The organism is Microbacterium luteolum (assembly GCF_039533965.1).
Taxonomy (GTDB): domain Bacteria; phylum Actinomycetota; class Actinomycetes; order Actinomycetales; family Microbacteriaceae; genus Microbacterium; species Microbacterium luteolum.
Genome location: NZ_BAAAUN010000001.1, coordinates 351389 through 364930, shown reverse-complemented (window position 1 = coordinate 364930; position 13542 = coordinate 351389). Strand labels below are relative to the sequence as shown.

At 68.5% G+C, this 13542-nt stretch carries 13 protein-coding genes; 9 read left to right on the top strand and 4 right to left on the bottom strand.

Going from position 1 to position 13542, the window contains the following annotated elements; genetic code table 11:
* Positions 1-23: 23 nt before the first annotated feature.
* From ABD648_RS01800 to sucB, 3 genes are all read left to right on the top strand, one after another.
* Positions 24-1496 carry a leucyl aminopeptidase gene (locus ABD648_RS01800; RefSeq protein ID WP_282217024.1) on the top strand — a complete coding sequence of 491 codons (1473 nt, stop codon included), beginning with the start codon at positions 24-26 and terminating at the stop codon, positions 1494-1496.
* Between the two features lie 3 nt (positions 1497-1499).
* Positions 1500-2873 carry a dihydrolipoyl dehydrogenase gene (gene lpdA, locus ABD648_RS01795; RefSeq protein ID WP_282217023.1) on the top strand — a complete coding sequence of 458 codons (1374 nt, stop codon included), beginning with the start codon at positions 1500-1502 and terminating at the stop codon, positions 2871-2873.
* A gap of 67 nt (positions 2874-2940) precedes the next feature.
* Positions 2941-4719, top strand: a complete 1779-nt coding sequence (gene sucB, locus ABD648_RS01790; RefSeq protein ID WP_282217022.1) for a 2-oxoglutarate dehydrogenase, E2 component, dihydrolipoamide succinyltransferase — start codon at positions 2941-2943, stop codon at positions 4717-4719.
* An 8-nt stretch (positions 4720-4727) separates the two neighbouring features.
* On the opposite strand, the gene ABD648_RS01785 is transcribed toward sucB, so the two are convergent.
* The gene (locus ABD648_RS01785; protein WP_282217021.1) at positions 4728-6182 is read right to left on the bottom strand and encodes a hypothetical protein; all 1455 of its coding nucleotides are present in this window, start codon (positions 6180-6182) and stop codon (positions 4728-4730) included.
* Positions 6183-6345: 163 nt separating this feature from the next.
* On the opposite strand from ABD648_RS01785, the gene ABD648_RS01780 reads away from it, so the two are divergent.
* A complete protein-coding gene (locus ABD648_RS01780) occupies positions 6346-7056 on the top strand; it encodes a DUF4191 family protein (protein WP_282217020.1) in 711 nt (236 codons plus the stop codon).
* A 63-nt stretch (positions 7057-7119) separates the two neighbouring features.
* On the opposite strand, the gene ABD648_RS01775 is transcribed toward ABD648_RS01780, so the two are convergent.
* Entirely contained in the window at positions 7120-8307 is a 1188-nt protein-coding gene (locus ABD648_RS01775) for a RimK family alpha-L-glutamate ligase (protein ID WP_282217019.1), read from the bottom strand.
* 17 nt (positions 8308-8324) lie between these two features.
* On the opposite strand from ABD648_RS01775, the gene ABD648_RS01770 reads away from it, so the two are divergent.
* The gene (locus ABD648_RS01770; RefSeq protein ID WP_282217018.1) at positions 8325-8813 is read left to right on the top strand and encodes an ATP-dependent zinc protease family protein; all 489 of its coding nucleotides are present in this window, start codon (positions 8325-8327) and stop codon (positions 8811-8813) included.
* A gap of 7 nt (positions 8814-8820) precedes the next feature.
* Here the strand turns inward: ABD648_RS01770 and ABD648_RS01765 are convergent, their stop codons facing one another.
* On the bottom strand, positions 8821-9249 hold the full coding sequence (locus ABD648_RS01765) for an RDD family protein (protein WP_282217017.1): 429 nt from the start codon (positions 9247-9249) through the stop codon (positions 8821-8823).
* Positions 9250-9370: 121 nt separating this feature from the next.
* On the opposite strand from ABD648_RS01765, the gene glnA reads away from it, so the two are divergent.
* Positions 9371-10795, top strand: a complete 1425-nt coding sequence (glnA, locus tag ABD648_RS01760) for a type I glutamate--ammonia ligase (RefSeq protein WP_282217016.1) — start codon at positions 9371-9373, stop codon at positions 10793-10795.
* A gap of 411 nt (positions 10796-11206) precedes the next feature.
* On the opposite strand, the gene ABD648_RS01755 is transcribed toward glnA, so the two are convergent.
* Positions 11207-12130 carry a helix-turn-helix transcriptional regulator gene (locus ABD648_RS01755; protein WP_282217015.1) on the bottom strand — a complete coding sequence of 308 codons (924 nt, stop codon included), beginning with the start codon at positions 12128-12130 and terminating at the stop codon, positions 11207-11209.
* Positions 12131-12230: 100 nt separating this feature from the next.
* Between ABD648_RS01755 and ABD648_RS01750 the strand changes: the two genes are divergently transcribed.
* From ABD648_RS01750 to ABD648_RS01740, 3 genes are all read left to right on the top strand, one after another.
* Complete coding sequence (locus tag ABD648_RS01750; RefSeq protein WP_282217014.1) at positions 12231-12662, top strand: cyclophilin-like fold protein; 432 nt, start codon at positions 12231-12233, stop codon at positions 12660-12662.
* Positions 12663-12774: 112 nt separating this feature from the next.
* Entirely contained in the window at positions 12775-13263 is a 489-nt protein-coding gene (locus tag ABD648_RS01745; protein ID WP_282217013.1) for a pyridoxamine 5'-phosphate oxidase family protein, read from the top strand.
* 73 nt (positions 13264-13336) lie between these two features.
* The gene (locus tag ABD648_RS01740) at positions 13337-13495 is read left to right on the top strand and encodes a hypothetical protein (protein ID WP_165808032.1); all 159 of its coding nucleotides are present in this window, start codon (positions 13337-13339) and stop codon (positions 13493-13495) included.
* Positions 13496-13542 lie beyond the last annotated feature (47 nt).

Below are 13542 nucleotides of genomic sequence, written 5' to 3'. Positions count from 1 at the left end.
GGCGAGGATCCTAGGATGGAGGCATGACGCTTCCCGTGCTCTCGCACACCACCGATCATTTCCCCGGAAGCGCTGCAGATGCCGCAGTGCTCGTCGTCCCCGATCTCTCCGAATCGGCCGAGTCGCTGGTCGTCTACCCCGGTCTCGCCGACGCCCTCGCCGGAATCGGATTCACGGGAGCAGCCTCCTCGTATACGCGCGTGTACGCACCCGAGGTCACGTCGTTGCCGTTCGCCGTCGTCGGAACGGGCTCGGCCGCGAACGAAACGGCTGTGCGCAATGCCGTCGGCGCCGCGCTGCGCTCGCTCACCGGGTTCGAGAACGTGGCCGTCGGGCTCGCCGCAGGCCTCGAGCAGTTCGCCGCCGCGGCCGCCGAGGGCGCTGTGCTCGGCGGTTACCGCTTCGACACGTACCGGTCGGAGAAGGGCAAGTCCCGCGCGGCTGCCGTCACACTGCACGCCGAGATCGACGAGGCATCGATCGCGAAGGCGCAGGCCATCGGCGAAGCGGTCGCGCTGATCAAGGACCTGGTGAACGTGCCTGCCGAGTGGCAGAGCCCGGAGCAGCTCGCCCAGAGCGCGGCGGACAGCGTCGCCGACCTCGACGTCTCCGTCGAGATCCTCGATGAGGCCGCGCTCGCGGAACAGGGCTTCGGCGGCATCCTGGGCGTCGCACAGGGCTCCGACCGCCCGCCGCGACTGGTGCGGCTCGACTACTCCCCCGCCGCCGCGACGCGCCACATCGCCCTCGTGGGCAAGGGCATCACGTTCGACACCGGCGGACTCTCCCTGAAGCCCGCCGCCTCGATGGTCGGAATGAAGTTCGACATGGCCGGCGCGGCCACGAGCCTCGCCGCGCTCCGCGCGATCGCGACGTTGGGTCTTCCCGTCCGGGTCACGGCGTGGCTTGCGATCACCGACAACATGCCCTCCGGCCGCGCTCTCCGTCCCGGCGACGTCGTCCGCATCCTCGACGGAACGACGGTCGAGGTGCTCAACACGGATGCCGAGGGCCGGCTCGTCCTCGCCGACGGGCTCGTCGCAGCGAGCCGCGAGCACCCGGACGTGATCGTCGACGTGGCCACGCTCACCGGCGCCATCGTCGCGGCACTCGGCCACCGCCACACCGGCGTGTTCGGCGATGACGACACGGTCGCCGAAGTCCTCGCCGCGGCAGAGCAGGCGGATGAGCTCGCCTGGCACATGCCGCTGCCGTCGTACATGGAGGACTCGATGGAGTCTCCGATCGCCGACCTCCAGAACGTCAACATGAGCGATCGCATGGGCGGGGCCTCGTACGCCGGGCTCTTCCTGCGCCGCTTCGTCGGGCGCACCTCCGAGGCGAAGGATGCGCCCCGCATCCCCTGGGTGCACCTCGACATCGCGGGCTCCGGCGAGCACGCCGGCTCCGCGTACGGCTTCACCGAGAAGGGCCCCACCGGCGCGATGGTCCGAACGATCATCGAACTGGCCGCAGCATCCCACAAGGAGGCATGACACATGACAACCCACACCTTCGACATCGTCGTCCTGGGCGGCGGAAGCGGCGGCTACGCCGCAGCACTCCGTGCCAGCGAGCTCGGCAAGTCGGTCGCCCTGATCGAGAAGGACAAGGTCGGCGGCACCTGCCTGCACCGCGGCTGCATCCCGACGAAGGCGCTCCTGCACGCCGCTGAGGTCGCCGAGCACGTGCGCGACGCGGCACACGTCGGCGTGACCGCCACGCTGGAGGGCATCGACCCCGCAGGCGTCCGCGCCTACCGCGAGGGCATCGTCGCGAAGAAGTTCAAGGGACTCGAGGGGCTGGTGAAGGCGCGGGGCATCACGACCGTCGCCGGACTCGGCCGCCTGAACGCCGACCGCAGCATCAGCGTCGGCGATGACGTGTACGTCGGCGCCGACGTCGTCCTCGCCACCGGTTCGTACAGCCGATCGCTGCCCGGACTCGAGATCGGCGGCCGCGTCCTCACGAGCGAGCAGGCTCTCGCTCTCGACGTCATCCCGGAGCGCGTGCTCGTCCTCGGCGGCGGTGTGATCGGCGTCGAGTTCGCCAGCGTCTGGCGTTCCTTCGGCACCGAGGTCACGATCATCGAGGCGCTGCCGCACCTCGTCCCGAATGAGGACATCGCGCTCAGCAAGGGTCTCGAGCGCGCCTTCCGTCGTCGGGGCATCCAGTACTCGCTGGGCGTGCGCTTCCAGACCGCCGTGCAGGACGAGACCTCGGTCACGGTCACGCTGGAGGACGGCAAGGAGTTCACCGCCGACTACCTCCTCGTCGCCGTCGGTCGCGGGCCCGTCACGGCGGACCTCGGCTTCGAGGAGGCCGGCGTGAAGCTCGATCGCGGCTTCGTGACCGTCGATCAGGATCTTCGCACAGGCGTTCCCGACGTCTGGGCCGTCGGCGACATCGTCCCGGGCCTCCAGCTCGCCCACCGCGGCTTCCAGCAGGGCATCGCGGTCGCCGAGCGCATCGCCGGTCTCTCGCCGGTGAACATCCCGGACTCCCAGATCCCCAAGGTGACGTACTCGAGCCCCGAGGTCGCCTCCGTCGGCGTGACAGAGGATGCCGCGATCGCCGAGCACGGTGCGGATGCGGTCGTCGCCTACGAGTACAACCTCGCCGGCAACGGCAAGAGCGAGATCATCGGGACCAGCGGACTGGTCAAGGTCGTCCGCCTCAAGGACGGGCCCGTCGTCGGCGTTCACCTGCTCGGTGACCGCGTCGGCGAGCTCATCACCGAGGGGCAACTCGCCGTCGCCTGGGAGGCGCACCCGGAGGACATCGCTCCGCTGATCCATGCGCACCCCACGCAGAGCGAAGCCCTCGGCGAGGCCTTCCTCGCACTGGCCGGAAAGCCGCTGCACGCCCTCTGAGCACCAACCGGTGCCCGAGTCACTAAGCTAGATACGCGTCATACAACTTCTTGAAGGAGACTCAGTCATGAGCACATCCGTGGTCCTCCCCGCTCTCGGCGAGAGCGTCACAGAGGGTACGGTCACCCGCTGGCTCAAGCAGGTGGGCGACACTGTTCAGGCGGATGAGGGCCTGCTCGAGATCTCGACCGACAAGGTCGACACCGAGATCCCGTCCCCCGTCAGCGGTGTGATCGAGGAGATCCTCGTGGCCGAGGACGAGACCGTCGAGGTCGGTGCTCTGCTCGCACGCATCGGCGACGGCAGCGCTGCGGCCCCGGCTTCGGATGCTCCGGCAGAAGCCGCGCCCGCTGAAGCCGCACCCGCGGAACAGGCTCCGGCCGAGCAGCCTGCGGCTGAGGCGGCACCGGCCGCTGCGCCGGCGCCTGCGGCGGAAGCCGCACCGGCCGCTGCGCCCTCCGGCGACGCGAAGGACATCGTCCTCCCCGAACTCGGCGAGAGCGTGACCGAAGGCACCGTGACGCGCTGGCTGAAGCAGGTCGGCGACACCGTCGAGGTCGATGAGGCTCTCCTCGAGATCTCGACGGACAAGGTCGACACCGAGATCCCGTCGCCGGTCGCCGGCGTGCTGCAGGAGATCGTCGCCGCCGAGGACGAGACCGTCGCCGTCGGCGCCGTTCTCGCTCGCGTCGGTTCGGGCGCTGCGCCCGCCGCTGAGGCACCCGCCGAGGCTCCCGCTGCGCCTGCTGAGGCTCCCGCTGCACCCGCCGCCGAGGCACCGGTGGCTCAGGCCCCCGCCGCCGAGGCCGCACCGGCACCGGTCGCTCCCGCGCCCGCTGCGGCACCCGCTGAGCCGGCACCTGCTGCCGCATCCGCACCTGCTGCTCCGGCCGCAGAGCCTGCCGCGCCGAAGCTCAGCCTGCCGACCGACAACGACAACCTCTACGTCACGCCGCTGGTTCGCCGTCTGGCCTCCCAGCAGGGCGTCGACCTGGCGTCTGTCACCGGCACCGGCGTCGGCGGTCGCATCCGCAAGGAAGACGTGCTGAAGGCGGCCGAGACCGCTGCCAGCGCTCCGGCTGCTTCTGCTCCGGCCGCAGCTGCCGCTCCGGCGCCGCTCGAGGTCTCGCCGCTGCGTGGCACCACGCAGCCGATGTCGCGTCTGCGCAAGGTCCTCGCGAAGCGCGCGGTGGAGTCCATGCAGCAGACGGCTCAGCTGACGACAGTGGTCGAGGTCGACGTCACGGCCCTCGCGGACTACCGGGACAGCGTGAAGGCCTCCTTCCTGGAGAAGACCGGCGACAAGCTGTCCTTCCTCCCGTTCTTCGCTCTCGCGACCGCCGAGGCCCTGCAGGCCTTCCCGATCGTGAACGCGACGGTCGACGGCGAGAACATCGTCTACCCCGCGAGCGAGAACGTGTCGATCGCGGTCGACACCGAGCGCGGCCTGCTCACGCCGGTCCTCCGCGACGCGGCGTCGAAGAACATCGCGCAGATCGCACACGAGATCGCCGACCTCGCCGCGCGCACGCGTGACAACAAGCTGAAGCCGGACGAGCTCGCGGGCGGCACCTTCACGCTGACGAACACGGGCTCGCGTGGCGCGCTGTTCGACACGCCCGTCGTGTTCCTCCCGCAGTCGGCCATCCTCGGAACCGGCACGGTCGTCAAGCGCCCGGGTCTGGTGAAGGTCGGCGGTGCTGACGCGATCGCGGTCCGCTCCTACGTGTACCTCGCGCTCTCGTACGATCACCGGATAATCGATGGTGCCGATGCCGCGCGCTTCCTCGGCGCGGTGAAGGCTCGCCTCGAGTCGGCGCAGTTCGCCGCTCAGCTCGGAGCCTGACACTCGCATCACTCTGGCTGGTCCGCGACGCCGTAGACGTCGCGGACCAGCCATTTGTCGTTCTGGCGCACGAGCACCATCATCTGCTCGGCTGCCGGCGCCGCCTGTTCGTCTCCGCCCTCGGGAAGACCATCAGCGGAACCGAGCCGCACCACGGCGACATCGCCGTACTCGTCGACGAGCTCGACCGTCGGCGTGCGCTCTCCCCGGGCGCCGAGCGCGTCGACGACCCCGGCGGAACCCTCTGCGACAGCATCGGCGCAGAGGAGGTCCTCCGCCACGCTGCATTCGGCCACCAGCGCCAGGAGAGCGGTCGCAGCGGCCTCCGGACCGCCATCGTCTGCGGGCGCAGACGGAGAGGCATCCGTCTCTGATCCCTCGTCCGGCGGTGAAGGGCTCGCAGAAGCAGGGCTGGATGACTGCGCCGGAGAGGCCGTGGCTCTGGCCGCATCCGCCGACTCCGCCGTGTCATCCGCCGGCCAGAGCAGCCCGCCGACGAGCACGGCCAGCGCCGCCACTCCGCCGACGAGGAGAGCGGGACGCCGCCGGGATGATGCGCCTCGGGAATCCGCTCCCGCGGCAGCCCTCCCCGTCCGCCGGGCACCGGATGCGCCCGTCCGCCGAGGGAGGCGTTCGCGGACGGCAGCCCCGGCGGACCGCAGCGCGCCGACGCACGCGGCGATGGGAGAGGTCGTCTTCCGGTGATGTGGGGACGCCGACCGCTCCCCTCGCCTCGTCGCACGAGAGGGCGCCAAGCGCCCTTCGACGTCGAAAGCCGCCCGGGCGACATCGCGTGCGCGCTCCGGAGCGTGCGACTCCCGCGAGATCGGGCGAGGCGCGGCGATGGCCAAGAGCTCCTTCTCCCACTCCTCCAGCACTCGCTGCGGCACCCGCGGCTGCGGCAACGCCTTGACCAGGCCCTGCTGCACGCCGGTGAGAACGCGGCCCAGTGCCTTGTCTCCGCAGTCCTCGGCCAGACGCTCGACGATCTCCGCGGCCCCGGATCGCGGATCGTCCCCGTCGCCGAAGACGAGGATGGGGCGGCCGCCGTCGGTCAGCCACCACATCCCCGTCTGCACCCCGGCGGCGCCGGCTCCGAGCTCGTCGAGGCCCCGCAACAGGCTCACCACGAGCGTGCTGCATTCACCCGATGACAGCGCGGAGCCGGCAGCCGTCCGGCGGACCAGGAACCCCAGCACCCGGTCGGTGCACCATGGCAGCAGCGCGTCGTGTCCGTCGGCGCGCCGGATGACGTCGACAGGACCCGCGACATGCTCCGCTCCCGCGAAGCGCCACCCCACCCATCCGGCGAGCGAAGCGGCATCCACCCGCACAGCCACGCCGTCCCCACGAGTGACCAGTGCGCCGGCGAACGGACCTTCTGTCGGATCGAGAACGCGGACCACACGATGAGCTCCCGGGAGGAGCGCGGTGCCCCGGTCTTCGTTCTCGACGTCTGCCATGTCCCCATCACAGCCGACAGACACCCCGCGAGGGACTGATCGGCATCGATGTGGATGGAATGGCACGATCCCGGCCAATGTGGAGGAAGAGTCGCGTCGGCCGGCGCTCCGCTGGGCGCGAACTCGACATCACGGCATCCGCGAACTGGGTAGGCTGGTCCTCATGGCAAAGCGTGCTCCCGAACCCGAGAAGCGTCCTGGGTTCTTCTCCCAGATCAAGTCCCTCTTCCGGTTCACTCGTGAGGCCTACCCGTGGCTCCCGTGGCTCCAGGTGGGGATCCTCCTCATCGGCGTGCTCCTCGGTCTCGTCGCCGGCTACCTGATCCCGCCGTTCCAGATCTGGACGCTCGTGCTCTGGGGTATCACCGGTCTGATGCTCGGCGTGCTCGGCGCCCTCTTCCTGATGACGCGGCTGTCGACCTCGGCGATGTACACGAAGATCGACGGCATGCCGGGTGCGACCGGCCACGTGCTCAGCACCAGCCTCGGCCGCAGCTGGCAGGCCTCGGAGACCCCCGTCGGGATCAACCCCAAGACGCAGGAAGCGGTCTACCGCACCGTCGGCCGCGGCGGCATCGTCGTGGTCGGCGAAGGCGCTCGCGGACGACTGACGCGTCTCGTCAACGAGGAGCGCAGCAAGGCGCAGCGCGTCGCGCACGGCGTCCCCGTCACGGTCCTGTACGTCGGCCACGGAGAAGACGAGGTCGCGATCGCCGATCTCTCGAAGACCATCAAGAAGCTCCCCAAGGCGATCGACAAGACGACCATGGCCGCGGTCATCCGGCGCATCGACTCCGTGTCGCAGTCGCTGTCCTCGCTGCCGATCCCGAAGGGCATCGACCCCACGAAGGTCCGCGCTCAGCGTCCGCGCTGATCACGCGACATCCGCCACGACAAGCGCGGCCGCCCTCATCCTGAGGAGCGGCCGCGCTTTCGTTCACTCCGAGAGCGGCTGGCGCGGCAGGCGGCGCACCTTGGCGCGGCGACGGCGCCGCTCGGGGACCATGGAGCGCATCTCGTCGAGCTTGCCGAAGCAGAAGAGCCGGTCGTCGGCTTCGAGCACGACGTGCTTGCGCGGGTTCGGGATCACGCTGACACCGCGGTGCAGCGTCAGAACCGTGATGTCGCGCTCCCAGAGGCCCGCTTCGCCCAGGGTCTTGCCCACCAGATCGACAGCGCCGTGGACCATCAGTTCGGCGACCCCGTACCCGGTCGACACGGTCAGTCGCTGACGCACGTCGATCTCCGGGAAGGCGACCTGGCCGGCGATGTAGTCGATGATCGCTCCCGCGACATCGAGCTTGGTGGCGCTCTCGATGCCCTGCAGGCCCGGCGAGGAGTTGACCTCCATCACCAGGGGCCCGTCCTCGCCCTCGAGCATGTCGACCCCCGCGACGCGCAGACCCATGATCTGGGCCGATCGCACCGCTGCGCGTTCGTACACCGGGTCGAGCTCGATCGCCGCGACCGACCCTCCGCGGTGCACGTTCGAGCGGAACTCGTCGCCGGCCGCGGACCGACGCATCGCTGCGACGACACGGTCGCCGACGACGAGCGCACGGATGTCGCGGCCGCGGCTCTCGGCGATGAACTTCTGGATGAGCACGTTCTGCTTCGTGGAGTGCAGGGTCTCGATGATCGCCTCGGCGACCTTCACCTGCGGCGCGAGGATGACGCCGATCCCCTGGGTTCCCTCCAGCAGCTTGATCACGACCGGTGCGCCGCCGACGCGCTCGATCGCCGGACGCACGTCCGCACGGTTGCGCACGAACGCCGTCGGCGGCATCGCGATGTTGTGCCGGGACAGGATCTGGTTGGCGCGCAGCTTGTCGCGCGCGCTCGAAATGCCGTTCGCCGTGTTCGGTGTGTAGACGTCCATCTGCTCGAACTGACGGACCACGGCGGTGCCGAAGTAGGTGATCGAGTTGCCGATGCGCGGCAGGATCGCGTCGTAGTCGCTGAGCTGACGCCCCCGGTAGTGCAGGTCCGGTTCATCCGCCGTCAGGTCGATCGCGAAGCGCAGCGTGTTGAGCACCTTCACGTTGTGGCCGCGCTGGAGCGCAGCCGCACGCAGTCGCTGGGTGGAGTACGCGTGGGGCGCACGGGAGAGCACTGCGATCTTCACGGAGAATTCCTGCCAGGATGGGTCGAGTGAACAAGTCTCCCCATTCAAACACCCTTACGGGGTGGCGCGAGTGGGTGAGCCTTCCGGATCTCGGAGTCGACTGGCTCAAGGCCAAGATCGACACCGGCGCCCGCACCTCCTCGCTGCACGCGTTCGACGTCCGCGAGTTCGAACGCGAGGGCGAGGACTGGGTCCGCTTCCGGGTCAAGCCCTGGCAGGACAGCCAGGAGGATGCCGTCGTCGTCGAGACGCCCGTGCATGACCGCCGTGCGGTGCGCAGCTCATCCGGTCACGCGCAGGAGCGCCTGGTCGTGAAGCTGCTGGTCCGTCTCGTGGATCGCGAGGTGCTCGCCGAGGTCACGCTCAGCAACCGCGACGAGATGGGCTTCCGGATGCTGATCGGGCGCGAGGCCCTGCGCCGCGGCTACATCGTCGACCCGGCGCGCTCGTTCCTCGGCGGACGGGCGCCCCGCGAAGCGCGTCGCCGCAACCGCGGTCGGATCTGACGCGCGCTCAGGCGCGGATCAGGAGGGTGCCGATCGCCTTGTCGTGCAGCCCGCGCTGATCCGCGTCCCAGATCACCGCGGGCACCACCACGATCAGCAGCAGGGTGCGCACGATCGGCCGCCACAGACCGACCCATGCGCCGTCCAGACGCACGACGCGCATCCCGAGGATGCGGTGGCCCGGGCTTCCGCCGATGGTCGGGATGAAGAGGATCTGCAGGACCGCGAACACCATCATCGGCGCGAACTGCGAGAGCCCTGCTTCGGTGGGCAGCGCGAACTGATCGAACCCGAAGAACGCCGTCGCGATGATCGTCGCCGCGGCGTAGTCGATGGCGAGAGCACCGATACGGCGACCGACTCGGGCCACGCTCCCAGGGCCCGAAACCGGCAGTCCGAGTCGTTCACCGGGGTACGTGTTCACAGCATCCGTCACTGCTCCAGCCTAGGCGACCCCTGTAACATGCCCGAAACAATACGGACACCCCGGGGAAACGCCCCAGCCGTACTGTGCACAATGGCCGTGAAGCCATCGATCCGCAATCCAGGAGTCGTACATGTTCAAAGATTCGTCCGAGGTTCTGAGCTACATCAAGGAGAACGACGTCAAGTTCCTTGACATCCGTTTCACCGATCTCCCGGGTGTGCAGCAGCACTTCAACATTCCTGCGGCGACGGTGGACGAGGCGTTCTTCACCGAGGGCCAGCTCTTCGACGGCTCCTCGATCCGCGGCTTCGCGAGCATCCACGAGTCCGACATGCAGCTCATCCCCGATGTCACCACGGCGTACGTCGATCCGTTCCGCGAGGCGAGCACCCTCGTGATGATCTTCGACATCTACAACCCGCGCACCGGCGAGATCTACTCCAAGGACCCGCGTCAGGTCGCCAAGAAGGCCGAGAAGTACCTCGCGTCCACCGGCATCGCCGACACCGCGTACTTCGCTCCCGAGGCCGAGTTCTACATCTTCGACGACGTGCGCTACTCGGTCACCGCCGGTGAGAGCTTCTACAAGGTCGACTCCGAGGAGGCCGCGTGGAACACCGGCCGTGAGGAGGAGGGCGGAAACCTCGCCAACAAGACCCCGTACAAGGGCGGCTACTTCCCCGTCTCCCCCGTCGACAAGACCGCAGACCTGCGCGACGACATCACGCTCAAGCTCATCGAGGCCGGCTTCATCCTGGAGCGCTCGCACCACGAGGTCGGCACCGCCGGCCAGCAGGAGATCAACTACCGCTTCGACACGATGGTCCACGCGGCGGACGACATCCTCAAGTTCAAGTACATCGTCAAGAACACGGCTGACGAGTGGGGCAAGGTCGCGACCTTCATGCCCAAGCCGCTCTACGGCGACAACGGCTCCGGCATGCACACGCACCAGTCGCTGTGGGAGGGCGGAAAGCCGCTGTTCTACGACGAGGCCGGCTACGGCCAGCTCAGCGACATCGCGCGCTGGTACATCGGCGGCATCCTGGCCCACGCGCCGGCGCTCCTCGCCTTCACGAACCCGACCCTGAACAGCTACCACCGTCTGGTCAAGGGCTTCGAGGCTCCGGTCAACCTGGTCTACTCGGCCGGCAACCGCTCCGCTGCGATCCGCATCCCGATCACGGGCTCCAACCCGAAGGCCAAGCGCATCGAGTTCCGCGCGCCTGACGCCTCCGGCAACCCGTACCTCGCGTTCGCCGCGCAGCTGATGGCGGGCCTCGACGGCATCAAGAACCGCATCGAGCCGCACGAGCCGGTCGATAAGGACCTCTACGAGCTTCCCCCCGAGGAGGCCAAGGGCATCCCCCAGGTCCCGAACTCGCTGCTGGACTCGCTCGACGCACTGGCCGAGGACCACCAGTTCCTCCTCGAGGGCGGCGTGTTCACCAAGGAGCTCATCGAGACCTGGATCTCGTACAAGTACGAGAACGAGATCCTGCCGATGGCCCAGCGCCCGCACCCGTTCGAGTACGAGCTGTACTTCGGCGTCTGATCGACTGACGACCGCGAACAAGACCCCCGGAGCTCTGAGCTCCGGGGGTCTTCGTCATGGGGGGATCAGTCGCCGGACCGTCGGCGTCGGCACGAGTCATGTCGACGGTGCCCCGACTGGCTCTGGGAAACCCATCGGGACACCTAGCCGGCTTCGCTGGGGGTCTCCACCGGCTCGCCCCGTCCGCATAGAGCGTACGCCCGCTTCCCGGCATCCACCATGGGATGTTCACGCGGGCCGAGGAGGCGTACGATCACCGTGAGAGCGCGTATCAGACCCGTCCTGGGGGACCGTGTCGGAGCCGCTCCGGTGTCGAGGGGCTCTTCCTCGTCAGGATCTCTCGGGAGACCCGGAGAGAGAGTCCCTCCGCTGTGATCGCAGTCGGTGGGTGCGCTCGTCGGTCATGAAGATTCAGCGGCGGTGCTCAGGGCCGGCTGCGGGCGCGAGCGGCGACTGTTGTGTATCCGGCGAAGCGCTGGCGATCGTCGCCGCGGTGGCGACCCCGAGGAGATTCAAGGTCTCTTCGGCCGCGGACCCGGGCTCCGCGGTGAGGATCGTCATCTGCACGCCCGGCTGGCCGACGAGGTCGAAACCGTTGTAGTGGAGTTCGAGATCACCCACGAGGTGATGGTGATAGCGCTTCACCCCGCTCTGGTGATGCCACACGTCGTGGCGGGCCCACAGCCGTCGGAAGTGCTCGCTGCGAGTGGAAAGCTCGCCGACGAGCGCGTGCAGGTCTTGATCATGAGGGTTCCGGCCCGCTTCGGTGCGGAGTTGGGCGACGTTCACGGCGGTCATGGCATCCCAGTCGGGATAGAACCGTCGTGCCACGGGCTCGAGGAAGAGGAAGCGAGCGAAGTTCGGTGGCGCGCTGGTCGCCGAGCTGATCATCTCGTCCATGAGGGCTCGTCCGAGCGCATTCCACCCCAAGAGATCGGTGCGACCGTTTCCGATGAGCGCGGCGGCCGAGTCCATCGAATCCAACAACCACTGCACACTGGGCGATGGACGCCAGACCTGCGCAGCAGGCTCTCGTCGACGAGGTACCGACACGTTCGCAGAGCGGTGCGCGAGGCGGTAGAGGTGCTCGCGCTCAGCGTCATCCATGCGGAGGGCTGTCGCCAGACCATCGAGCACTGCTGGGGACGCGCCTCCGATAGCTCCGCGCTCCAGCCGTGCGTAGTATTCGACGCTGACACCTGCCAACGCTGCGACTTCTCCACGACGGAGCCCCGGTACACGCCGGTCGCTTCCTCGCGGAAGCCCTACTCGCTCGGGCTCGAGACGAGCCCGACGAGACGTGAGGAACTCGCGGATCTCGCTTCGGTCATCCATGTCACCAGGCTAGGTCGCCGGACGCATGTATGGGATGCCCTGTCAGGGCGCGTCAGACCCGTGACTCCCGTGCGGCGATCCCGTCGCGTTACCTGGACAGATGAACAGACGACTGGGCGCCCTCACGGCCACGCTTCTCATCCTGCTGAGCGCCGTCGCGTGCGGTCACCCGCCCGCGGCGAGCAATGACGTCGCGGTGGGCCTGGAGGCGACCTCGTCGGCCCTCAGCCAGGCCTTCGCGGCGGAGCTCCCGGCAACGTTCTCCTTCACCGACCGCATGGGCACGGCGCTGGTCGCGACGACCGAGACGCAGATGACGATCGACCCGAACGGAGCTCCGGCGACGGAGTTTCGCGCCGGCGACGTCGGATACCGGGTGTCCGGTCGAGCACTCGTCGTCTTCCTCTCCGACAGCCCGAGTGCGCACACCGACGATGTGTACCTGCTCGGGCACGTCGTGAGCGGGCTCGGCGACATCGCAGAATGCGTCCGCGATTGTCGGATAGCGTTCACCGTCCCGTCTGCAGGGTGAGGGGCAGGCTCCGGCCGGTCTAACGCGAGGGGCGCTGATACGCAACCCCTTCGACGGAGCGGGACGAGGAGAACAGGATGGGAGTTCCACCGATGCGAAAGGGACGACTCTCATGACCGACACCACCCCCACCCAGCGGGTCGCCGAGCTGATCAAGGACTTCCGCTTCGCGATGTTCACCACGCGCAACGCCAACGATCGACTGGTCTCCCACCCGCTCACCGTGCAGGAGGCGGAGTTCGACGGGGATCTCTGGTTCCTCGTCTCCCGCAGCGCATCCCTCGTCGCCGACATCGCGAAGGACGAGCGCGTCGGGATCTCCCTGAGCTCGAACGACTCCTGGGTGTCGCTCTCCGGCACCGCCGAGCTCGTCGAGGACAAGGCCAAGGTGAAGGAACTCTGGAGCCCGACCGTCGAAGCCTGGTTCACGAACGGTCCGGACGACCCCGACGTCGGGTTGCTGAAGTTCTCCGCCGAATCAGCCGAGTACTGGGACAGCCCGGGCGGGAAGATCGCCTCGCTCTTCAGCTTCGTGAAGTCGAAGATCACGGGTGAGCCGTACGACGCCGAGAACGAGACGGTCGAACTCTCCGGCAAGTGACCGGTCGCTACGCGGCGTCGCTCTCCCCGTCAAGGGCCTGCGCGACGCCGCGCCGGCGCTGTACCTTCACAGCATGTGGACCGTACTGATCATCCTGCTCGTCGCCTGGGCCATCGTCGCCGTCGTGGGCTTCGCGATCGAGGGTCTGCTGTGGATCGCCATCATCGGCATCATCCTCTTCGTCGGGACGATCCTCTTCGGCGTCATCCGCAATCGCACCCCGAAAGCCTGATGCTGCCCCTCGCGTGTCCGGCCGGTTGTCCGCGCTGATGAGGGATG

Bases quoted from the DNA above. Each gene is read 5' to 3' on its own strand.
- ABD648_RS01800 (WP_282217024.1), top strand. From the start codon at position 24: ATGACGCTTCCCGTGCTCTCGCACACCACCGATCATTTCCCCGGAAGC.
- lpdA (WP_282217023.1), top strand. From the start codon at position 1,500: ATGACAACCCACACCTTCGACATCGTCGTCCTGGGCGGCGGAAGCGGC.
- sucB (WP_282217022.1), top strand. From the start codon at position 2,941: ATGAGCACATCCGTGGTCCTCCCCGCTCTCGGCGAGAGCGTCACAGAG.
- ABD648_RS01785 (WP_282217021.1), bottom strand. From the start codon at position 6,182: ATGGCAGACGTCGAGAACGAAGACCGGGGCACCGCGCTCCTCCCGGGA.
- ABD648_RS01780 (WP_282217020.1), top strand. From the start codon at position 6,346: ATGGCAAAGCGTGCTCCCGAACCCGAGAAGCGTCCTGGGTTCTTCTCC.
- ABD648_RS01770 (WP_282217018.1), top strand. From the start codon at position 8,325: ATGGGTCGAGTGAACAAGTCTCCCCATTCAAACACCCTTACGGGGTGG.
- glnA (WP_282217016.1), top strand. From the start codon at position 9,371: ATGTTCAAAGATTCGTCCGAGGTTCTGAGCTACATCAAGGAGAACGAC.
- ABD648_RS01755 (WP_282217015.1), bottom strand. From the start codon at position 12,130: ATGGATGACCGAAGCGAGATCCGCGAGTTCCTCACGTCTCGTCGGGCT.
- ABD648_RS01750 (WP_282217014.1), top strand. From the start codon at position 12,231: ATGAACAGACGACTGGGCGCCCTCACGGCCACGCTTCTCATCCTGCTG.
- ABD648_RS01745 (WP_282217013.1), top strand. From the start codon at position 12,775: ATGACCGACACCACCCCCACCCAGCGGGTCGCCGAGCTGATCAAGGAC.
- ABD648_RS01740 (WP_165808032.1), top strand. From the start codon at position 13,337: ATGTGGACCGTACTGATCATCCTGCTCGTCGCCTGGGCCATCGTCGCC.